This window comes from Methylobacterium longum (assembly GCF_022179385.1).
GTDB lineage: Bacteria > Pseudomonadota > Alphaproteobacteria > Rhizobiales > Beijerinckiaceae > Methylobacterium > Methylobacterium longum.
The window spans coordinates 1-18,929 of record NZ_BPQS01000073.1 but is presented as its reverse complement, the minus strand read 5'-3'; the positions used below and the strand labels follow the sequence as shown (position 1 = coordinate 18,929).

Annotated in this window: 18 protein-coding genes, 1 tRNA gene and 2 pseudogenes; 15 read left to right on the top strand and 6 right to left on the bottom strand. The window is 73.0% G+C overall.

The features are described from left to right. The 4 genes and pseudogenes from MFF58_RS29675 to MFF58_RS29660 all read left to right on the top strand — a co-directional run. Positions 1–102: pseudogene (locus MFF58_RS29675) on the top strand (CsbD family protein); the annotation flags it as partial. 82 nt (positions 103–184) lie between these two features. Further along, positions 185–568, top strand: a complete 384-nt coding sequence (locus MFF58_RS29670; RefSeq protein WP_238293626.1) for a CsbD family protein — start codon at positions 185–187, stop codon at positions 566–568. Positions 569–725: 157 nt separating this feature from the next. After that, positions 726–1,061, top strand: a pseudogene (locus MFF58_RS32680) (YidB family protein); the annotation flags it as partial. A 292-nt stretch (positions 1,062–1,353) separates the two neighbouring features. Beyond that, the gene (locus MFF58_RS29660) at positions 1,354–1,521 is read left to right on the top strand and encodes a LysM peptidoglycan-binding domain-containing protein (RefSeq protein ID WP_238293624.1); all 168 of its coding nucleotides are present in this window, start codon (positions 1,354–1,356) and stop codon (positions 1,519–1,521) included. 183 nt (positions 1,522–1,704) lie between these two features. On the opposite strand, the gene MFF58_RS29655 is transcribed toward MFF58_RS29660, so the two are convergent. Then, positions 1,705–1,974, bottom strand: coding sequence for a hypothetical protein (locus MFF58_RS29655; RefSeq protein ID WP_238293629.1), 270 nt, complete (start codon positions 1,972–1,974; stop codon positions 1,705–1,707). A gap of 631 nt (positions 1,975–2,605) precedes the next feature. Between MFF58_RS29655 and MFF58_RS29650 the strand changes: the two genes are divergently transcribed. The 5 genes from MFF58_RS29650 to MFF58_RS29630 all read left to right on the top strand — a co-directional run bounded on the left by MFF58_RS29650 (position 2,606) and on the right by MFF58_RS29630 (position 5,202). Continuing rightward, positions 2,606–2,681 (top strand) — tRNA-Ile (locus MFF58_RS29650). A 172-nt stretch (positions 2,682–2,853) separates the two neighbouring features. Beyond that, positions 2,854–3,984, top strand: a complete 1,131-nt coding sequence (locus tag MFF58_RS29645) for an acyltransferase family protein (protein WP_238293622.1) — start codon at positions 2,854–2,856, stop codon at positions 3,982–3,984. 154 nt (positions 3,985–4,138) lie between these two features. Continuing rightward, on the top strand, positions 4,139–4,408 hold the full coding sequence (locus MFF58_RS29640; protein ID WP_238293620.1) for a DUF6894 family protein: 270 nt from the start codon (positions 4,139–4,141) through the stop codon (positions 4,406–4,408). 107 nt (positions 4,409–4,515) lie between these two features. After that, positions 4,516–4,806, top strand: a complete 291-nt coding sequence (locus MFF58_RS29635) for a hypothetical protein (RefSeq protein WP_238293618.1) — start codon at positions 4,516–4,518, stop codon at positions 4,804–4,806. Positions 4,807–4,989: 183 nt separating this feature from the next. Further along, on the top strand, positions 4,990–5,202 hold the full coding sequence (locus MFF58_RS29630; RefSeq protein ID WP_238293616.1) for a TOBE domain-containing protein: 213 nt from the start codon (positions 4,990–4,992) through the stop codon (positions 5,200–5,202). 176 nt (positions 5,203–5,378) lie between these two features. On the opposite strand, the gene MFF58_RS29620 is transcribed toward MFF58_RS29630, so the two are convergent. From MFF58_RS29620 to MFF58_RS29600, 5 genes are all read right to left on the bottom strand, one after another. Further along, on the bottom strand, positions 5,379–7,541 hold the full coding sequence (locus MFF58_RS29620) for a methyl-accepting chemotaxis protein (RefSeq protein WP_308445492.1): 2,163 nt from the start codon (positions 7,539–7,541) through the stop codon (positions 5,379–5,381). A 225-nt stretch (positions 7,542–7,766) separates the two neighbouring features. Beyond that, the gene (locus MFF58_RS29615) at positions 7,767–11,018 is read right to left on the bottom strand and encodes an efflux RND transporter permease subunit (protein ID WP_238293612.1); all 3,252 of its coding nucleotides are present in this window, start codon (positions 11,016–11,018) and stop codon (positions 7,767–7,769) included. A gap of 12 nt (positions 11,019–11,030) precedes the next feature. Next, complete coding sequence (locus MFF58_RS29610) at positions 11,031–12,401, bottom strand: efflux RND transporter periplasmic adaptor subunit (RefSeq protein WP_238293610.1); 1,371 nt, start codon at positions 12,399–12,401, stop codon at positions 11,031–11,033. 131 nt (positions 12,402–12,532) lie between these two features. Continuing rightward, positions 12,533–12,904 (bottom strand): hypothetical protein, encoded by a 372-nt coding sequence (locus tag MFF58_RS29605; RefSeq protein WP_238293608.1) that lies wholly within the window; start codon positions 12,902–12,904, stop codon positions 12,533–12,535. A 56-nt stretch (positions 12,905–12,960) separates the two neighbouring features. Beyond that, positions 12,961–13,998: a helix-turn-helix domain-containing protein gene (locus MFF58_RS29600; protein ID WP_238293606.1), complete on the bottom strand. Its 1,038-nt coding sequence runs from the start codon at positions 13,996–13,998 to the stop codon at positions 12,961–12,963. A 588-nt stretch (positions 13,999–14,586) separates the two neighbouring features. Between MFF58_RS29600 and MFF58_RS29595 the strand changes: the two genes are divergently transcribed. The 6 genes from MFF58_RS29595 to MFF58_RS29570 form a co-directional block, all read left to right on the top strand. Next, a complete protein-coding gene (locus tag MFF58_RS29595) occupies positions 14,587–14,829 on the top strand; it encodes a hypothetical protein (RefSeq protein WP_238293604.1) in 243 nt (80 codons plus the stop codon). Positions 14,830–14,924: 95 nt separating this feature from the next. Next, positions 14,925–15,317 (top strand): energy transducer TonB, encoded by a 393-nt coding sequence (locus MFF58_RS29590; RefSeq protein ID WP_238293602.1) that lies wholly within the window; start codon positions 14,925–14,927, stop codon positions 15,315–15,317. Positions 15,318–15,471: 154 nt separating this feature from the next. Further along, positions 15,472–15,672: a hypothetical protein gene (locus tag MFF58_RS29585; RefSeq protein ID WP_238293600.1), complete on the top strand. Its 201-nt coding sequence runs from the start codon at positions 15,472–15,474 to the stop codon at positions 15,670–15,672. Positions 15,673–15,862: 190 nt separating this feature from the next. Continuing rightward, positions 15,863–17,818, top strand: a complete 1,956-nt coding sequence (locus MFF58_RS29580) for an AI-2E family transporter (protein WP_238293598.1) — start codon at positions 15,863–15,865, stop codon at positions 17,816–17,818. Between the two features lie 236 nt (positions 17,819–18,054). Continuing rightward, positions 18,055–18,303 carry a hypothetical protein gene (locus MFF58_RS29575; protein WP_238293596.1) on the top strand — a complete coding sequence of 83 codons (249 nt, stop codon included), beginning with the start codon at positions 18,055–18,057 and terminating at the stop codon, positions 18,301–18,303. Positions 18,304–18,596: 293 nt separating this feature from the next. Beyond that, a partial coding sequence (locus MFF58_RS29570; RefSeq protein WP_505744326.1) for a carbonic anhydrase occupies positions 18,597–18,929 on the top strand: 333 nt, incomplete at its 3' end.

The following is an 18,929-nucleotide window of genomic DNA, read 5'->3' as shown; positions in this document are numbered from 1 at the left end:
GAGGGCCAGGCGCAGGAGCTGAAGGGCGAGGCGCAGAAGACGGTCGGCGACGTCAAGGACGGCGCCAAGTCCCTGGCCGAGACCGTCACCGGACGGCGCTGAGCGCGCCCCGACGGCGCCGGCCGCGCCGGCGCTGCCCCGGCCTACCGGCCGGGCATGTTCCAACCCGACACAGGAGACCCTCATGAACCGCGACCAGATCCGTGGCGCGTCCCGTCACCTCAAGGGCCGCGCGCAGACCACGCTCGGCGGGCTGTCCGGCGATCCGGGCCGGCAGCTGCGCGGGGCCGTCAACCAAGTGGCCGGCGGCGCCCAGTACGCCTATGGCCGCGCCCGTGACCGGGCCGAGGACCTCGCCGAGGACGGCCGCCATCTCGCCCACGAGGCGCGGGAGCGGGCCGACGACCTCATCGAGGACGGCCGTCACTACGCCGAGGAGGCCCGCCGCCGGGTGCAGACCCACGGCCGGCGCGCCGTCCGCTACGCCGACACCAACCGCACCCCGACGCTGCTGGCCTTCGTCGGCGTCGCCTTCGTGCTGGGCTGGCTCGCCCGTCCCTCGCGCTGAGCGCACGCAACCCTGGAGAACCCCATGATCCGCAAGCTTCTCACCGCCTTCCTGCTGCCGAGGCTCATCGCCTTCGTCACGCGCCGCGTCACCGGCCGCGCGGCCACGCCGCCGCGCCGAGGCTACTGACCGCCAAGCCGGCGCCGACCGGCTCGGCCATGCCGTCGAACCCCGAACGGGTGCTCGGCGGCGTCGGTTCGGCAGGTCCGGGCTCGGCAGGTCCCGGCTCGGCGGATGTCGGCGGCCGGATCCCAGCGGGCCGGCCGAGCGCGTCGAGCCTTTCACCACGGGCGGCCACGGCGAAGCGGCGAGCTCCTGGGTCAACCCGGGCGCCAGCAGGGCCATGCCGGAGGCGGGCCGGGCGCGTGCCATCGGCCCGATGACCGTCGACCACCTCACGCGGCAGACCGGCGTGGATCGCTTCGAGATCGGCGCGCCTGCCGCGCGGGCTGCCCTCGGCCGCTACGCGACCGACGGACGCCGCTTCGCCTGACGGCCGGAGGCAGAGGCCACGCCCCCGGTCGGGCGCGCACCCAACGGGCGCCGGTCTCAGTCAGTCCCATCCACGGGGCCATGACGACGGGATGGGCTGTTCCGCCGCGCCACAGGGCCCGGCCGGTGCGGTCGCCGGGCCGGAAACGTCGGACCGGAGCGGCGTTGCCGCAGCGGCGCGCAGTGGTGCGGGACAACCCTCCGGCATCGGCAGTCTGGCCGCGAAAGGCACGCCCGGGGCCGGGTCAGGCGCTTCGGGTGTCCAGGTCCCCGGGATCGAGACGCCGCGCATCGTGCCGGGCGACAGCCTGTGGAGGATCAGCCGGCGCATCTCCGGCGAGGGCGAGCGCTACACTCTGATCTACGACGCCACCCGGGAGCAGATCCGCGATCCGGACCTCATCGATCCCGGGCAGGTCCTCGTGCTGCCCGGCACGGGATCCCCTGACCGGAAACCCTGACCGGACTCCCTGCCACAGCCCGGGAAACGACGCGCGGGGGATAGGATTGGCCCGCAACCCGCGCCGGTGGGACGCGCCGGTGGAATCCGGCAGGCCCAGCAGCGCCGGCCCCCCGGGCTCGTGCGACCGCGGTCTGAACGCGGGCAGGGTGGCGCCGCGCACCCGCGCGGCGCCACCCTGCGGTCAGTAGCCGACGTAGCCGCCAGTGCTCCGGGCGGGGCGCGCCGCGCCGTTGACGCTCGGGGCCGGAGCGGCCTGCTGGCGCTCGGCCTGCCGATTGGCCAGGGCACGGCCCGCCGCACAGCCTCCGACAGCGCCGAGAACGCCATGCCCGGCGTAATGACCGGCGATGCCGCCGACGATGGCGCCCTTGATGCAGCCCTTCGCTTCAGCCGCCTGACCGGCGGCCATCAGGGCACCCGCCGCCATGGCGGCCACTGCGACACGCGTCATCATGGTATTCATCCCTCCGCGGCATCGTAGCCGCGACAGCGATGTAATCAGCCCCTCACCCTTTGAAAGATGTCGCCGCGCAAATTTTAAAGAGAATACGCCCTTGAATTATGCGGACACACGACGTTGCGGTCAACTAATCGCGCAACATGCCCATGCGTCCGAACATGAATATTGCTTGAACGCCATCCGTCGACACCGCGAACGAAGATCGCCGTCTGCCTCGCGAGCCGAAGAGGGCGATGTCTGAGCGGGCGATGTCCGAGCGGGCGATATCCGAGCGGGCGCGAGGGTCTCTGCCACACGGAACCCCAGGCCTCCACGCCGCACGGTCTCGATATCGGGCGGTCTCGATATCGGGCGGTCTCGATATCGGGCGGTCTCGCGGCCGACGGGTCGTCGGGACGACATACCTGCTCGCTCACCGGCCTCCGACAGACGAGCGGAGTGCGACGTCGGCGCCGGTCCGTCGTGGCCATGGCCTGACGGCCCAGCCAAGGCGCCGCCCCGGCGATGGCCGTCGTCCGGTCCCGGGCATCGGGGTGGCGGGAAGCGACGGCGAATCCGCCGGAATCCGGGGTGACGCGAACGGCCGCGTCGGGTATCTCTCCACGGCGGCCGCAAGAGCGCAGGGCCTGTAGCTCAATGGTTAGAGCCGACCGCTCATAACGGTCTGGTTGCAGGTTCGAGTCCTGCCGGGCCCACCATGGGCCTCGCGTTCGCGGCCCCCGCGCCTCCGACGGCGTCGGATGGCCGCACCGGCACAGCCGTCGGCGCGGCCTCCATCGGAAGACGCCCTCGTCGGCAGAGGATCTTGCCACGAACCCTTAACGCCAGGTCCTGTAAAGTCGACGACCGAACAGGCGACCCCGTGCGGCAATGACTTCACAGCGCGAGATCAAGTCCCTGACCGGGATCCGCGGTGTCGCCGCCTGCTGCGTGGTCGCCTATCACTACCTCGCCCTGGGCGCCGGCTCCGGCGCGGCCGGCGCCGTCCTCAAGCACGGGTATCTGGCGGTCGACCTGTTCTTCGTGCTGAGCGGATACGTCATGGCCCTGACCTACGGTCAGGATTTCCGGGGGGGCTTCGAGGCTCCGACCTACGGGCGCTTCCTGGCGCGGCGTCTCGCGCGCGTCTACCCGCTCTACGCCGTCACGAGCGTGGCGTGCCTGATCCTCTACGCGGTGGATCGGGAATCCCGGGACCTGCTGCCGGAACCGTCCTGGCTGGCGGTGGGATCGAACCTCCTCCTGGTTCAGGCCTGGGGCATCGGCCACAGCATCAACGGACCCGGCTGGTCGATCAGCACGGAGTTCTTCGCCTACGTCCTGTTCCCCTGCCTCGTGTCGGTCCTGATCTTCGGGGCCGCGCGCATCGCCGCCGTGCTCGCCGCTATCGGCGCGGTCGGGCTCTGCGCCCTCGCGGCCGTCCCCGACGCCGCCGCGCAGCAGACCGTCCGTTTCGGCCCCCTCGACCTCTACATGGGGGAGACCGCCTTTCCCCTCGTGCGCTGCGCGATCGAATTCTGTCTCGGGCTGCTCGCGTGGCGCCTCATGACGGTTTCGCCCCTGCGCCGCGTCGCCGAACGCGGGTTCGTGGGCGATGCGCTGGCCGTCGCCGCGATCCTGCTCCTGACGCGGCCGGACGCGGACGTGATCCTGGTGCTGCTGTTCATCCCCCTGATCATGGCGCTCGCGGCCGGCAGGGGCGTCGCGGCCCGGATCCTGGGATCGCGCCCGCTCCACGGGCTCGGCATCCTGTCGTACTCGATCTACCTGGTCCACCGGCCGGTCCTGGATCACCTGAAGCCGCCGGTCCTGCGGATGCTCGAGGGCTGGCAGATCCCGCATCCCCACCTGCTCTCGGCAGTCATCCTGATCCCCTGCACCGTGCTGATCTCGGCGGCGACCTTCCGCCTGATCGAGAAGCCCGGCCGGCGGCTCGCCCACGGGATCCGGTTCGGGCGCCGCACCCTGGCGCCCGCGGCGGTCCCCGGGCCGCAGACCTGACCGGCCGCCGCTGAGGCCCCCGCCTGCGTGACCCACGCCGTCGCGGCGCTCCAGGGTGGCGCGGCGCGCGGCCGGCACCGCCTGTTGGAGCGGGCCGAGAACCGGTCCCTTGACCGTGGGTTGCCTCTGTAGATGCAGCGCACGGAGGGGTTGATTGCCCCGCTATTTCTTCGACATCAACGACGGACAGTTCCTGCCCGATACCGAGGGAACGGATTGCGCGGATTGCGATGCCGCCCGCCGGGAAGCGATGATCAGCCTGCCGGAGATCGCGCGCTGGATCATCCCCGGAGACGGCGACAACCAAGCCTTCACCGTGCTGGTCCGCGACGAGACCGGGACGGTCGTCTACACCGCCACTCTGACCTACGCGGGCCTGAGGCTCGACGGCGCGGCCGTCGCCGAGACCGGTCCGGTCCGGTAGCGGCCCTGGAGACCGCCCGCCGCGTGCCGTGAACGGGATCCGGCCGCCGGCGTTGCCCCCGTGCCGCCCCCGAGAGGCGGCATGAGGAAACACGCGAGGGCACGCACATGAAGACATTGATTTCGATCGTGGCCGCCGGCCTCCTGGCGACGGGTTCCGCGGCGCTGGCCGCCGGGGAAACCGGCGCGGCCGGCGGCGATGCCCCGCGCGGTCCCCGCATGCAGGGCTCGCCGAATGCGGCCGGCTTCACCGGGAAGAGCGACACGACCGGCTCGGCCAAGACCGGTGCTCCGGGTTCGGAGATGCCGAAGCAGGATGGCCGGATGCAGGGACCGCCCAACGCGGCCGGCTTCCAGCAGGGCAACGGCGGAGCCGCGGGCGCCTCGGGCAGCCGCTGACCGCCACGGCGCGCCGCGGCCGCCTGCCGTGGCGCGATCGCGTCGACCGCGCGGGCGGCGAGCCCGCATCGGGGGAAGCCTGAGCGAAGCCCGGAGGAAGCCCGGAGGAAGCCGGTTGGCGTCCTCCGCCGGCCTCGCGTGAGGTCAGCGGGCAGCCGCGACGGCTGCGTCGGAGGAGGATCCATGAAGCACGGCGCGCGCAACGACATCCCCGCCACGGTGACGGCGATCAAGCGCGGGGATCTGATGGCCCAGGTCGAGGTGGAGCTGGTCGGCACCACCTACCGGATGGCCTCGGTGATGACGCTCGACTCGCTGCTGGAGCTGGGTCTCAAGGAAGGCGACACGGTCCACGTGCTCGCGAAGGCGGTGAACGTGCTGCTCGTGAAGCCGTAGCGGCGGCACAGGATTCGCACCGGCGGGGCCGCGAGGCCCGCCCTCCGCTGCGGCGGATCGGTCATCCAGCCGTCATCGGGCTGGCCTAGGGCGGCGCCTTCCGCCCTGGCCCCGATGCGACGACCGGATGCATTCACCCGATGGATTGGTTTGACCCGCCCGAAGACGACTACCTGTCACCGGACGTCACGGACAGCCGGATGCGCCTGTACATCGCCGCGGGCTTGATCGGCATCGGGGCGCTCGGGCTGTTCGGCGGCATGCTCCACCTGCTTCCGGCCTGACGGAAGCCGGCCCCGGAACATGCGGCGCGGCCTCAGGCGGCCTGGATGTCGTGCAGGAAGCCGTCGACCTCGCCCTTGACGGCCATCGCCTGCGCGGCGAGCGCGGCAGCGGCATCGCGCACCTGCGCGGCCGCCCCCCCCGGTCTCCCCCGCGGCCGCCCGGACCCGGGCCACCGTGCCCGAGACGTCCTGCGTGCCCCTGGCCGCCTCCCCGGCGTTGCGCGAGATCTCGCCCGTGGCCGCCGTCTGCTCCACCACGGTCGCGGCGATCGCGCCGCTGATCTCGCTCACGCTCGCGATCGTGCGCGCGATCTGCGCCATCGCCTCCGCGGCCCGCGCCGTCGCCGCCTGGATCGCCGCGATCTGCCCGCCGATCTCGTCGGTGGCGCCGGCGGTCTGGTCCGCCAGCGCCTTCACCTCCGCGGCCACCACCGCGAAGCCGCGGCCGGCCTCGCCGGCCCGCGCCGCCTCGATGGTGGCGTTGAGGGCGAGGAGGTTGGTCTGCCCGGCGATGCCCGCGATGGTCGTCACCGCCGCGCCGATCTGCTCGGCCGCCCCGCGGAGGCTGGCCATGGCGGTGTTGGTCGCCTCGGCCTCCCGGGCGGCGTCGGCGGCGACCGCGTTGGCGCGCATCACCTGCCGCTCGATCTCCTGCAGCGACGACACCATCTCCTCGGCCGCCGCCGCCACCGTCCGGACGTTGGACGCGGTCTGCTCGGCCGCCGCGCTGGAGGCCACCGCCTGGCTGTTGGTGTCGTCGGCCACCCGGGTCATGGAGCGGGCGGTGGCGTCGAGTTCGGTGGCCGCCGCGGTCACGATGTCCAGGGAGCCGGCGACCGTGTGCTGGAAGGCGTGGACGAGCTGGTCGATCCGCGCGGCCCGGTGCCGGCGGGCCTCCTGCTCGGCCGCCTGGGCGGCCTCCAGCTCGGCCCGGGCGCGGGCGTTCTGGCGGAACACGTCCACGGCCCTGGCCATGGCGCCCATCTCGCCGGCGGCGTCCTGCGAGGGCACCGCCACGGCGGTGTCGCCGGCCGCGAGACGGCCCATCGCGGCGATCATGCCGGCGATCGGCCCGATGATGCTGCCGGCGATCAGCACCGCCAGCACACCGCCCAGGACCAGCGTCAGGACGACGAGGGTGATCTGGATCCAGCGCGCGCGCGCCACGGTCGTCTCGACCGCGCGGGCGTTGTCCGCGACCGCGCGGTTGATCATGTCGCGTGCCGCGAGGCTGCGCTCATCGATCGCGCGCGCCAGCGGCTTGATGCCGGTCTCGAATGCGGCCTTCAGCTCGTCCAAGGCGCGCGCCGTCGCCCGGAAGTTGCTGCCGTAGGCGGCCAGGCTCTGCGTGACGGCCCGGGCCGGGGTCGCGAAGGCGGCACTCCCGTCCCCCTCCGTGAAGGCCTTGAGGGCGGATTCCGCCTTCTCGACGCTCTTGGCGAACGTGGCCGGACCGTTCGGATCGAGCGTCGCCAGGAAGCGCCAGTTGGCGACGCGGACCAGCAGCATGGCGGCCTCGACCGTCTGGGCCGACCCGAACAGCGCCCCGCCCTGCGCCCCGCCCGGGGCCCCTCCGGCCTGGGCGCGCACCGCGGCCACCAGGGTATTGGTGGCGCCGGTCAGCTCGTCGCCGCCCGCAAACAGCTGCTGCTTGGCGTGGATCAGGGAGGTGCCCGCGGCCCTGAGGCGTTCCAGCTCCGGCTTCAGGCTCCGGGCGGCGTCGCGGATCTCCTCGTATACCCGGCGCCGCTCATCCACGAACGCCAGATCGATGAGCGTGGCGCCGGTCTCCTCGATCTCGCGTCGCGTCCGCTCCAAGTCGGCGATCCGTTCCGGCATCGGGGCGACCCGGTACTGCTCGGCCTGCCCCATCAGACGCAAGGCGAGGTTGCCGACCGAGAAGATCGTCCGCGCGATCAGCTCCAGGCGGCCGCGGAGGGCGTATTGTTCGTCGATCACCGCCTGCTGGTGGATCGAATATCCGCCGATGCCGGCGGCCAGCAGAACAAGCAGAGCAAAACCTATATATAGCCTCCAGCGGATGCCGAATTTCATGACAACAGTTCCGTCGCGGGTCGATTACGATCTGAATACCCCGTCACAGAGTTCACGGTGGAATCCTGTCAATCCTATTGAATACATATGATCATGTTACATCTTACAGTTATGTGCCGCGCGATGGAGAAGCTTCACCATCAGGACGATCAGGTATTTCGATTACAATATTTCGTCGATACAGCCACGTCACCGACCGCATCTTCGGCGCGTCCGCGACCGAGCTCATGCGCCACGGACATGCCCGCCTGTAGGGTCAGGATCCTGCGACCGTTCGGGGGATTCGGCTCGGCCGGTCGGGCCGAACCGCCCGTAGAGAGCCGGCAGCACCACCAGGGTCAGCAGGGTCGCGCTGATCAGCCCGCCGATCACCACGGTGGCCAGCGGCCGCTGCACCTCCGCCCCCGTCCCGGTGGCGAGCGCCATCGGCACGAAGCCCAGCGAGGCGACGAGGGCGGTCATCGCCACCGGCCGCAGCCGGGTGAGGGCCCCCTCTTGGATCGCCGCCCCCAGGGGCCGGCCGTCGGCGACGCGCTGCTTGATGAAGGTCAGCATCACGAGGCCGTTGAGCACCGCCACGCCCGAGAGGGCGATGAACCCGACCGCGGCCGGCACCGAGAGCGGCATCCCCCGCAGCCACAGGGCCGCGATGCCGCCGGTGAGCGCCAGGGGCACGGCGCTGAACACCAGGAGCGCGTCCCGCGCGCCCCCCAGCGCCGAGGTGAGCAGCAGGAAGATCAGGAAGAAGCACACCGGCACCACCACGGTCAGGCGTGCCTGGGCCGAGGCGAGGTTCTCGAACTGGCCGCCCCAGGTCACGGAGGAGCCCGCCGGCAGGGTCACCTGCGCGGCGACCTGTGCTTGCGCCTCCGCCACCAGCGAGCCGATGTCGCGTCCGCGGACGTTGGCGGTGACCACGACCCGGCGCCGGCCGTTCTCGCGGCTGATCTGGTTCGGTCCCTCGCTGACCGAGAACTGTGCCACCTGCCGCAGAAGCACGGAGGCGGCCCTGCCGTTCGCCCCCGGGGGGAGGGGCACGGGCAGGTTCTCCAGCGCCTCCCGGTCCTCGCGGACCTGATCGGTCAGGCGCACGATGATCGGCACGCGCCGGTCGCCCTCGAACACGAATCCGGCATCCCGGCCGCCCATGGCGGCGCCGATGACGTCCTGGATCGCCCCGGTGCTGAGGCCCAGCCGCGCCGCCTCGGTCCGGTCGATCCGGATCTCGAAGACCGGCAGGCCGGCGATCTGCTCGACCTTCACGTCGTCGGCGCCCTCGATCCCGCGCAGGATCGCGGCGATCCTGTTGGCGGTCTCCAGCATCGGCTCGAAGGCGTCGCCGAACACCTTCACGGCGAGGTCGCCCCGGGTCCCGGCGAGCAGCTCGTTGAAGCGCAGCTGGATCGGCTGGGAGAACTCGTAGACGTTGCCGGCGAGCTCGTTTAGGGCCGCCTCGATCCGCTCCTGCAGCGCGGCCTTCGACAGGGCCGGGTCGGGCCAGTCCGCCTGCGGCTTGAGCATCACGAAGGTGTCGGACGAGTTCGGCGGCATCGGGTCGGTGGCGACCTCGGCGGTGCCGGTCTTCGAGAACACGTAGGCGACCTGCGGGAACGTCGCGATCGTCCGCTCGACCGTGAGCTGCATCGCCTGCGACTGGGTGAGGGACGTGGAGGGGATCCGGGTGGCGTTCAGCGCGATGCTCTTCTCGTCGAGAAGCGGGATGAACTCGGTCCCGAGCCGGGCGGCGAGCAGGCCCGCGCCCGCGAGGAGGAGCAGCGCCGCCCCGACGAACGGGGCGGGCGCCCGGATCGCGGCGGCGAGGACCGGCCGGTAGAGCGCCGTCAGGCCGCGCATCAGCGGGTTCTCCGCCTCGGCGACCCGGCCGGTCAGCGCGATGGCGATCAGGGCCGGCACGAAGGTCAGCGACAGCACGAAGGCCGCCGCCAGGGCGAGGATGACGGTCGCCGCCATGGGCTGGAACATCTTGCCCTCGACCCCCGTGAAGGTCAGGAGCGGGACGTAGACCAGGATGATGATCGCCTGCCCGTAGAGCGACGGCTTGATCATCTCCTCGGCCGACGCCCGCACCGTCTCCAGGCGCTCCTCCAGGTCGAGCGCCCGCCCGATCGCGCGCTGCCGCTCGGCGAGGTGGCGCAGCGCGTTCTCGGTGACGATCACCGCCCCGTCGACGATGAGCCCGAAATCGAGGGCCCCCAGGCTCATCAGGTTGGCCGAGATCTTTCCCTCGACCATGCCGCTCACCGTCATCAGCATGGCGACCGGGATCACCAGCGCGGCGATGAGCGCCGCCCGGATGTTGCCGAGCAGCAGGAACAGGACGACGATGACGAGGGCCGCCCCCTCCGCGAGGTTCCTGGCCACCGTCCGGATCGTGGCCTCGACCAGCTGCCGCCGGTCGAGAAGGGTCTGGACGACGATGCCGGGGGGCAGGGCGCGCCGGATCTGGTCCAGGCGGGCGTCGACGGCGGCCGCGACGGTGCGGCTGTTCTCGCCGATCCGCATCAGGGCGGTGCCGATCACGGTCTCCCGCCCGTTCTCGCTGGCCGATCCGGTGCGCAGGTCGCGCCCGATCCGCACCGTGGCGACGTCGCGGATCCGCACCGGCACGCCGCCGCGGCTGGTCACCACCACGTCGGCGATCGCCTCCGGATCCTCCAGGCGCCCGGCCGCCCGCACCACGTAGCTCTCGCCGTTGTCCTCCAGGTAGCGGGCGCCCTGGTTGGCGTTGTTGGCCTGGAGCGCCCGGGCGACGTCCGCGAAGGAGAGGTCGAGGGCGGTGAGCTTCGTCGGGTCGGGCTGGACGTGGTACTGCTTCTCGAACCCGCCGATCCCGTCGACCCCCGCGACCCCCGGCACCGCCTTGATCTGCGGCCGGATGATCCAGTCCTGGACCGTGCGCAGGTAGGCGACCTGCTCCAGCTCGGTGCGGAGGTCCTGCCCCTCCGGGGTGCGGTAGCGCCCGTCCGGCTGCCAGCCCGGCTTTCCCGCCGGCACGGTCGTGCGCTCACCCGGCGGCGCGTACTGCACCGACCACATCGTCACCTCGCCGAGCCCCGTGGAGATCGGCCCCATCCGCGGCTCGACGCCCGGCGGCAGATCCTCCCGCACCTGGGCGAGGCGCTCGGCGACCTGCTGGCGGGCGAAGTAGATGTCGAGTTCCTCGGCGAAGACCGCGGTGACCTGCGAGAAGCCGTTGCGCGACAGCGAGCGCGTGTATTCGAGGCCCTTGATGCCGGCGAGGGCCGTCTCCACCGGGTAGGTGACCTGCCGCTCGACGTCGACCGGCGACAGGGCCGGGGCCAGGGTGTTGATCTGCACCTGGTTGTTGGTGATGTCGGGCACGGCGTCGATGGGCAGCCGCGTCAGCGCGACGGCGCCGAAGCAAGCCGCCAGCAGCACGATGAGCAGCACCAGCCAGCGCTGGCGGACCGAGACGGCGAGGATGTGGCGGATCATCGGCCCGGCTCCTCAATGGTCGTGGCCGGCATCGGCCTTGCCGAGCTCGGCCTTCAGCAGGAAGGTGTTGCCGACCGCGATCTCGGCGCCGGGCTCGAGCCCGGCGGTGACCTCGTAGGCCTCGTCGTCGGAGCGGCCCAGGTCGACGGCGCGCTTCTCGAAGCCGTCGGCCGTGCGCACGAAGACCACGCTCCGGCCCGCGATCGTCTGGACGGCCGCCTTGGGGATCCGGACCGGGACCGCGTCCTGCGCGATGTCGACCTCGGCGGTGACGAAGGTGCCGGGCCGCCAGGCGAAATCGGGGTTCGGCAGGGCCACCACCACCCGGGCCGAGCGGGTGTCGGGGTTGAGGAAGGGGCTCACGAAGATCACGCGGCCCTCCGCACGACGATCCGCCTCGCCCGCCCGGCCCGGCGTCACCGTGACCCGGGCACCCTCGCGCACCTGGGCGAGATCGAGGGTCGGCACCGAGAGCTCGATCCAGACCGTGGAGAGGTCCGCCACCGTGTAGAGGTCGGCCGGGTCGCCCTCCTTGCCGACCGCGGTGCCGACATCGACCCGCCGCTCGACGATCCGGCCGGCGAGGGGCGCCCGCAGGGGGTAGCGGCGCAGGCTCGACTGGGTCGGCGTGGCCTCGTCGCGCTTCTGGGCGGCCGCCACCTCGGCGGCGTCGAGGCCCAGGGCCGACAGTTTCTGGCGGGCGAGGTCGACGCGCAGCCGGTTCTCCAGGTAGGCGGCGCGGGCGTTCTCGAAGGCGGCCTCCGAGGCGCTGCGCGAGGCGAGCAGCTTCTGCTGCCGCTCGAAGTTGATCGTCTGCAGCTCGGCCTGGACCTGGGCGGTGAGGTACTCGCTCTTGGCGTCGGCGACCTCGCGGCTGTCGAGGACGGCGACGATCTCGTCCTTCTGCACGGCGTCGCCGAGGCGCTTGCGCATCTCCGCGACGGTCCCGACCACCCGGGACGGGACGCGGGCGATCCGGTCGGTGTCGGGGGTGATGGTGCCGGGCACGAGGAGGTGGCGCGCCAGGGTGCCGCCCGCCACCGTCCGGGTGACGATGCCCTGGCCCGTCACCTGATCGCGCCGCATCCGGATCGTGCCCGGATCGTGGGCTCCGTCGCCGCCGTGGGCGTGGTCCGCGTGCGGAGCCTCGGGTCGATCCGGGGCGTGAGCGTGGTCCCGGTCCTGATCGTGGCCGCCGCCGGCCGGGGAGGGGGCGAGCCCGGCGGCCGCGAAAGTCCGCCGGAGGTGATCGGGCAGGGCGGGGACGGCGGCGCCGGGGGCGATGCCGGCGGCCAGCAAGGCCGCCGCGAGGGTCGCGGCAGGGGTCGCGGCATGGGCCGCGGCAAGGGTCGCAACAAGGGTTACGGACAGGGGGATGCGCATGGGAAAGCCGCTCGGCCGGGACGGCGGGCCGCCGCGCGGCGGCTCCGGAGGGTCCCGTTCAGGTGTCGCGTGAGGGCGAACCCGGAGCCGCTTCGGCGTCCGGGCGGACACCGCCCGCGGGCGGCGTCAGCTCACGCGCGCGGGGGCCGCGGCAGACGGTCGGGGATCACGGAGGGGCGGCCCTGGACGAGGGCCGCCGGCAGGGGCCGGCCGGGGAGGGGCGGGGGAGCGACGTCGGCCGCCTCCAGGCGCGCGGCCTGATGGCAGCCGCAATGGAGGTGCGCGCCCAGACCGGGGTCGACATCCGCGGGCGCGGCCGGGGCGTCGAGGACCAGACCCGCGGTCCGGCCGTGATGCCCGCCCGCGTGGAAGGCGAGATCCGCCGCGAGACCAATTCCCGGCGCGGCGACCGTCAGGGCCAGGACGAGGGCGAGCGCGCGGGCGGCGAGCGCCCACCAGCCGCACGCCCGGGCAGCGCGCCTATGCCGAACCCCGCATGTCATCGCCGGTCTTATGGGCGATGCGGGGCCGCCGAGACAAGTGTCGCCGCCCATCCCGATCAGGCCGCCAGCCGGAGCACCCAGTCGTAGAAATCGGTCCAGGTCTCCGTCCGCGGCGGCGGATCCGCGACCGCCGGAGCCGCGACGGCCGCCGACCGTTCCCGGACGTCCCGGGGAGCGCAGCCGAACTCGGCCCGGAAGGCCTGGGCGAAATGGGCGGCGCTCTCGAACCCGCAGCGATAGGCCACCTCGGAGATGCGGACGAAGCGCCCGTCATCCGCGGCGAGTTCCCGGTAGGCGCGGCCGAGCCGGCGCTGCCGGATATAGCCCGACACACCGCCGAGCGGCGCGAACAGCCGGTAGAGGGCGCTGCGCGAGACGCCGAAACGCCCCAGGAGGCTCTCGGCATTGAGATCCGGGGAGGCCAGCTCGCCCTCGATGTAGCGGCGCATGGCCAGGAGGAGCGGCGCGCTCTCCGGCGCCGCGCCGGCCCGCGCGGCGTCGGAGCGGCCCGGGATCGCCGCGCCGAGCAGCACCGCCGTGGCCCGCGCGGCCGCCTCGGCCTCCCCCTCCGAGAACCCGGTCGCGTGCGCAGCCAGCGCACGCAGATGGGTGTTCAGCATCCCGCCGAAGGGCGTCTCCCCCCGGATCACCGCCCCGTGCAGGGCGTCGAGGGCGCCCCGGTCGGCACCGAAGAGCCGCCGCGGCAGCACCACCGTGAGGGCCTCGTAGTCCGTGCTGCTGGCGGAGAGCGGGCGCGAGAGGTCGAACAGGCAGATGTCGCCCGGGGCGCAGTCCCGCTCATCGCCGCCGGTGGCGATCCGGGCGCGCCCGGAGAGGCGCACATGCGCGAGGATGTGATCCACCCCCATGCGGGCCACGAGGGCGCGATCGCGGGCGAAGCGCAGGCCGGACGCGCCCGCCCGGCAGAGGATCGCGTTGCCGAGGTGGCGGACCTGGGATTGCGCGCGGAACGCGCCGACATCCTCCTTGCGCACCGTGAAGGTCCAGAAGGGCGCGACCGCGTCGCGCCAGGCCGCAGCCTGATCAAGGCCTGGACTCTCGCTCCTGAGTTGCAAGACAGAATTCGAACGCATCACCCGTGTCCTGCCCCCACGATGCACAATGCTCGCGGAGGTCGCCTGACTACGATAATTCCGGTTTCTTTGAAAAGAGCGCCGCAAAGAGCGTCCGGATCCATACGGAGGGCCGCCGCCGGATCGGAGATCCGGCGGCTCGGGCATGCCCCCGGCATCCGCGCGCCCGCGGCGTCCGGCCTCGCGCGCGGCGGCGCGAGGGGCATCAGGCGTTGGCGTCGGGGAGGGGCATCGGGGAGGGGCATCGGGGAGGGAGCGCGACCAGGAGCACCGCCCCGCGTGACCACGGCGCGTGTGACGCCGGCCACGATCCTCGGGCCCGTCAGGACGGCGGCCGCGCCGGGCGGCGCGCGGCAGGATCCGTTCGCCGCGACTCTGTCGACCGGGAACAGCGGGTCCGCCCGCAAGCTTGTCGGAAGATCGAATCGGTGCGCGACGCGCGGCCGGCGCCGCACAGGATGGCGCACGCGGCCGGCCCTCGCGGCCGCACTGGCAGCCCGGACCCTCCGCGCGCCGGCAACCCTCATGCGCGGAGCCGGGGGCCCGAGGCGCCCCGATCCCGTCGACGACGCAACCCCGGAGACCACCATGACCAAACTGTTCATCGCCCAGGTGCGCCGGACGGGCGGCTCCGGGCCGCTCGTCACGGTCAGGGCCGAGGCTGAGGGCGAGGCCCGGCTGTTCCTCGCCGCCGCCTACCCCGACGCCGAGATCACCGGCCTCGCCGAGCCCAGCGACTGGACGAGCGATGCCGATACCGGGACGCGGACCGGCGACATCCGCGAGCATCCCGGCGTGTCCTGGCAGCCGCCGTCCAGCCTCGCCGACTGAGGACGGCCCTTGCTCGGCCCCGGAAATCGCCCGGTTCGCGACAAATGGAGCGGTGGAATTTACGCGCCGTCAGCGGGCGGCGCCGAGGCTGCGGCATGACCTACGGCGATCCGACACCGCGGCTCTTCGCGGCCGCCGCCTCCCTCACCGGGACCGGGATCCTGATGAGCCGCCCGGATCCGTCCCTCGAGGGGATCCTGATCGGCCTGCTCTGCCTCGGGCTCTGGGCCCTGGGGACCCTCGCGGCGTGGCCGTCCCGCACCGTCCGGCCGGCCCGTTCGACCCGGCCGCGGGTGCTGGAGGCCGTCATCCTTGAGGCGCCCCGGTTCGACACGCGCCGGTTCGACACGCGCCCGGCCCTGCCGGTGCTGCTGCCGGCCCCGCGGCCGGCACCCCGCGCGATGGTGCAGGCCGGCGCCCCCCGGCGGCCCGAAGTGCCGACGCACCGGCAACGGGTCATCGAGGGCCACACGCGCAACCGCCGGTAGGTCGAAGCCGCGGCAGAGCCGGCCGGATCGGGCCCGCGCGCCAGCACCCGCCGGGCGCCCGTCGCGAGCTTCTACCGCAGCATCGTCGCGAGCTTCTACCGCAGCATCGATGCGCCCTGTCCGGGGTTTGCCCACAGCCAACCCAGGAGACAGCATGGCGGACAAGGCTGACGTGACGACCTACACGGTGAAGCAGGCGCTGGCCGCGAAGGTCGAGGATCACATCGAGATCGCGGTCGAGACGGAGGACGGCACCACGCTGAAGCTCAAGGCGACCGCCGACCAGCTGGACGCCTTGGTGGGCGATCTGGAGACCATCCTGGACGCCGACGACGCGGAGGGCGAGGCGGCCTGAACCGCCCGGCGACGGGATCCGGCCTGCGCCTCGGCGCCGGCCGGAGGAAGGGGAGCGGCGCCCGATCGAGGCTCGATCGGGCGCCGTCGCGTTTGCGCAGGGCGGCCGCGGCGTCCGGTGCGGACCAAACCGGGCTCCCGCGCGGTTGCCCGTGGGCGTGGGCCGTCCGCGCATCCGTCCCGGAGTATCCATGGCTTCCGAGCCGAGCGCCGCCCCACGACAGCCGGCGCAGGTGCCGCCGCCCCTCGTGCCCGGCCTGCGCGGCCTCCTGACCCTCGCGGTCGGGGTCGTCCTCGTGGCCGCCCTCTACCTCGGGCGCGAGGTGTTCATCCCCCTCGTGCTGGCGGTGCTGCTGAGCTTCGTCCTGGCTCCGGTCGTCAACCTGCTGCGCCGGCTGCGCCTCGGGCGCATCCCCTCGGTGATCGTCGCGGTCCTGCTCGCCCTCGGGGTAATCGGCGGCATCGGCGCGGTCATCGGCACGCAGGTGGCGGGGCTGGCCGGCAACCTGCCGCAATATCAGGCCACCGTGCAGAGGAAGGTCGCGGGGCTCCAGCAGGGCTGGCTCGGGGAGGCGAACCGGCTGCTGCAGCGCCTCAGTCACGACGTCACCGCCGCCACCCGGAAGGCCGACGCCGCCGGCACCGTCGCGGCGACCGCGCCGGGCGACGACACCCCCAAGGCGCAGCTCGTGCGGGTGCAGGAGCCCGAGCCCTCGCCGCTGGTGCTCGCCGAGAAGGTGCTGGGCCCGATCGTCGAGCCGCTGACCACGGTCGGCATCGTGCTGGTGGTCGTCGTGTTCCTGCTGATGCAGCGCGAGGACCTGCGCAACCGCATGATCCGCCTGTTCGGGTCGAGCGACCTGCACCGCACGACGGTGGCGATGGACGACGCCGCGGGCCGGCTCGGCACCTACTTCCTCGCCCAGCTCGGCATGAACGCCACCTTCGGCGTGCTCATCGGCGTCGGGCTCTGGGTCATCGGCGTGCCCAACCCGCTCCTGTGGGGCGTGTTCTCGGCGCTGATGCGCTTCGTCCCCTATATCGGCGCCTTCGCGTCCGGGGTCGGCCCGGTGGTCCTGGCCGCCGCGGTCGATCCGGGCTGGTCGATGGTGATCGAGACCGCGGCGCTGTTCCTGATCGCCGAACCGGTGTTCGGGCAGGTGATCGAGCCGCTGCTCTACGGCCACTCCACCGGGCTCTCGCCCTTCGCGGTGATCGTCTCGACCCTGTTCTGGGGCTTCCTGTGGGGGCCGCTCGGCCTGATCCTGGCGACCCCGTTCACGGTCTGCCTCGTGGTGCTCGGCCGCCACGTCGACAGCCTGGAGTTCCTCGACGTCCTGCTGGGCGACCGGCCGCCGCTGACACCGGTGGAGAACTTCTACCAGCGGATGCTGGCCGGCGACCCGGACGAGGCGCGCGACCTCGGCGAGGCCATGCTGAAGGAGCGCTCGCTGTCATCGTACTACGACGAGGTGGCGCTCAAGGGCCTCCAGCTCGCCGCCAACGACTACGCCCGCGGGGTGGTCACGTCGGCGCAGATCGAGAACATCCGCACCTCGGCCCGGGCCGTGGTGGAGGATTTCGAGGACCATCCCGACGCGGAACCCGCGCGCGACGTCAACGCGGTCAACCCGAGCGAGACGCCGACCCTGGCCGAGCGGACCCACATCCGGACGGAGGCGGTACCCGGTCAGGCCCCGCCGCGCGAAGCCCGCCCGGAGGCGTGGCGCGGCGAGGCGCCCGTCCTGTGCGTGGCCGGGCGCGGCCCCCTCGACGAGGCCTCCTCGGCGATGCTGGCGCAGCTGCTGCGCAAGCACGGGCTCGGCGCCCGGGTCGTCGGCTACGAGGCCGTCTCGCGCGACCGCGTCCGCGACCTCGACCTGACGGGGGTGGCGATGATCTGCATCTCCTACCTCGACATCAGCGGCAGCCCCGCGCACCTGCGCTACCTGCTGGAGCGCCTGAAGCGGCGCGCCCCGCACATGCCGGTTCTGGTGGGCCTGTGGCCGGTGGGCGAGAAGGTGCTGACGGACGCCGCCCTGGGCCGGCAGATCGGTGCGGACGCCTACGTGTCGTCGCTGCGCGACGGCGTCGAGGCCTGCCTGGGGTCGGCGCGGGCCGCCGCCGACGCCGCCGCGGCGGCCTGACCGCGCAGGCCCCGGTCCTCCCGCGACCGGGGCCTGCGCCTGTCCGCGACTCGATCAATCCCGTTCTGGGGACGCGAGATTCCTGATAGGGATGACCCTTGAGACAGAGTTCCAGGGAGTGCCGACGGATGGGGGCGCCGGTATCCGACCGCGTCATCGCCCGGCGTGAGGGCGTCCCGTCGGCCCGAGCCGCCGCGCCGGGGCGCGCGGCGCCCGCCCCGGTCTGAGAGGTCGCGATGGTCCCGTCACCGCCACCGGCGCCGTTCCGGCTGCAATGCGTCGTGCATCGGGAGAGCGCCAGCGGCATCATCATCCACGACGAGCAGATCCTCGGCACCTCCGAGGCGGCGGCGGTCGCCGACGCGAAGGCGCGCTTCGCGCATCTGCTGGCGGGTCGGTCCGGCTCGGCGGCCCTGCGGGACGCGGCCGGGCGCGTCGTCTGGTCCACGCGCCAGGACGGCCCGCCCGCAGCGGGGCCGGCCTAGGCCCCGCAATCCGTCGGGGGGCGATCCGGTCCCGAGCGGGTCCGCGTCGCCCGGTCGGGCGGCGAAGGCGCGCGGCCGCCCGGGATGCGGGTGAGGCGGGATCCGGAGAACGGGATCGCGCACTCCGTCCGTCGCGGCGTCGATCATCCCGGCCTCGATGGCCCCGACGCGTCGGCGCGCCTCGATCGCTTCGCCGGTCCCGGGAACAAAACCCGTCCCCAAGCCGTCCGACCTGCGACGCGTTCAGCCCGTGGACGACACAGGTCTTCGGGCAACCGGGGGGATCCGCCGACATGCATGCCCGTTGCGACCGCTGCGCCACGACCGGATTGCCGCATCCCGGCCGCCGGCGCCTCCTCCTCGGGGCGGCGGGCGCCTTCGCCGCCACGGCCCTGCCGAACGCCGTCGCGCAGGCCGCGGGCCCGGTGGACAAGACCGCGCTGCCCCCGGCCGAAGCGCTCAAGCTCATGAAGGCGGGCAACGAGAACTTCAGGAACGAGGCCCCCGCCCTGGCAGCGAACGGACGCGAACGCCGTCTCGAACTCGCCCGCGGGCAAGCCCCGTTCTGCGTGCTGGTCGGCTGCTCCGACAGCCGGGTCTCGCCCGAGATCCTGTTCGGGCGCGGG

What these genes read in the sequence shown, in the direction of transcription:
- MFF58_RS29590 (WP_238293602.1), top strand. Translation starts at nt 14,925, where the DNA reads ATGACCTACGGCGATCCGACACCGCGGCTCTTCGCGGCCGCCGCCTCC.
- MFF58_RS29635 (WP_238293618.1), top strand. Translation starts at nt 4,516, where the DNA reads ATGAAGACATTGATTTCGATCGTGGCCGCCGGCCTCCTGGCGACGGGT.
- MFF58_RS29630 (WP_238293616.1), top strand. Translation starts at nt 4,990, where the DNA reads ATGAAGCACGGCGCGCGCAACGACATCCCCGCCACGGTGACGGCGATC.
- MFF58_RS29620 (WP_308445492.1), bottom strand. Translation starts at nt 7,541, where the DNA reads ATGAAATTCGGCATCCGCTGGAGGCTATATATAGGTTTTGCTCTGCTT.
- MFF58_RS29655 (WP_238293629.1), bottom strand. Translation starts at nt 1,974, where the DNA reads ATGACGCGTGTCGCAGTGGCCGCCATGGCGGCGGGTGCCCTGATGGCC.
- MFF58_RS29670 (WP_238293626.1), top strand. Translation starts at nt 185, where the DNA reads ATGAACCGCGACCAGATCCGTGGCGCGTCCCGTCACCTCAAGGGCCGC.
- MFF58_RS29615 (WP_238293612.1), bottom strand. Translation starts at nt 11,018, where the DNA reads ATGATCCGCCACATCCTCGCCGTCTCGGTCCGCCAGCGCTGGCTGGTG.
- MFF58_RS29595 (WP_238293604.1), top strand. Translation starts at nt 14,587, where the DNA reads ATGACCAAACTGTTCATCGCCCAGGTGCGCCGGACGGGCGGCTCCGGG.
- MFF58_RS29575 (WP_238293596.1), top strand. Translation starts at nt 18,055, where the DNA reads ATGGTCCCGTCACCGCCACCGGCGCCGTTCCGGCTGCAATGCGTCGTG.
- MFF58_RS29585 (WP_238293600.1), top strand. Translation starts at nt 15,472, where the DNA reads ATGGCGGACAAGGCTGACGTGACGACCTACACGGTGAAGCAGGCGCTG.
- MFF58_RS29610 (WP_238293610.1), bottom strand. Translation starts at nt 12,401, where the DNA reads ATGCGCATCCCCCTGTCCGTAACCCTTGTTGCGACCCTTGCCGCGGCC.
- MFF58_RS29645 (WP_238293622.1), top strand. Translation starts at nt 2,854, where the DNA reads ATGACTTCACAGCGCGAGATCAAGTCCCTGACCGGGATCCGCGGTGTC.
- MFF58_RS29580 (WP_238293598.1), top strand. Translation starts at nt 15,863, where the DNA reads ATGGCTTCCGAGCCGAGCGCCGCCCCACGACAGCCGGCGCAGGTGCCG.
- MFF58_RS29605 (WP_238293608.1), bottom strand. Translation starts at nt 12,904, where the DNA reads ATGACATGCGGGGTTCGGCATAGGCGCGCTGCCCGGGCGTGCGGCTGG.
- MFF58_RS29600 (WP_238293606.1), bottom strand. Translation starts at nt 13,998, where the DNA reads ATGCGTTCGAATTCTGTCTTGCAACTCAGGAGCGAGAGTCCAGGCCTT.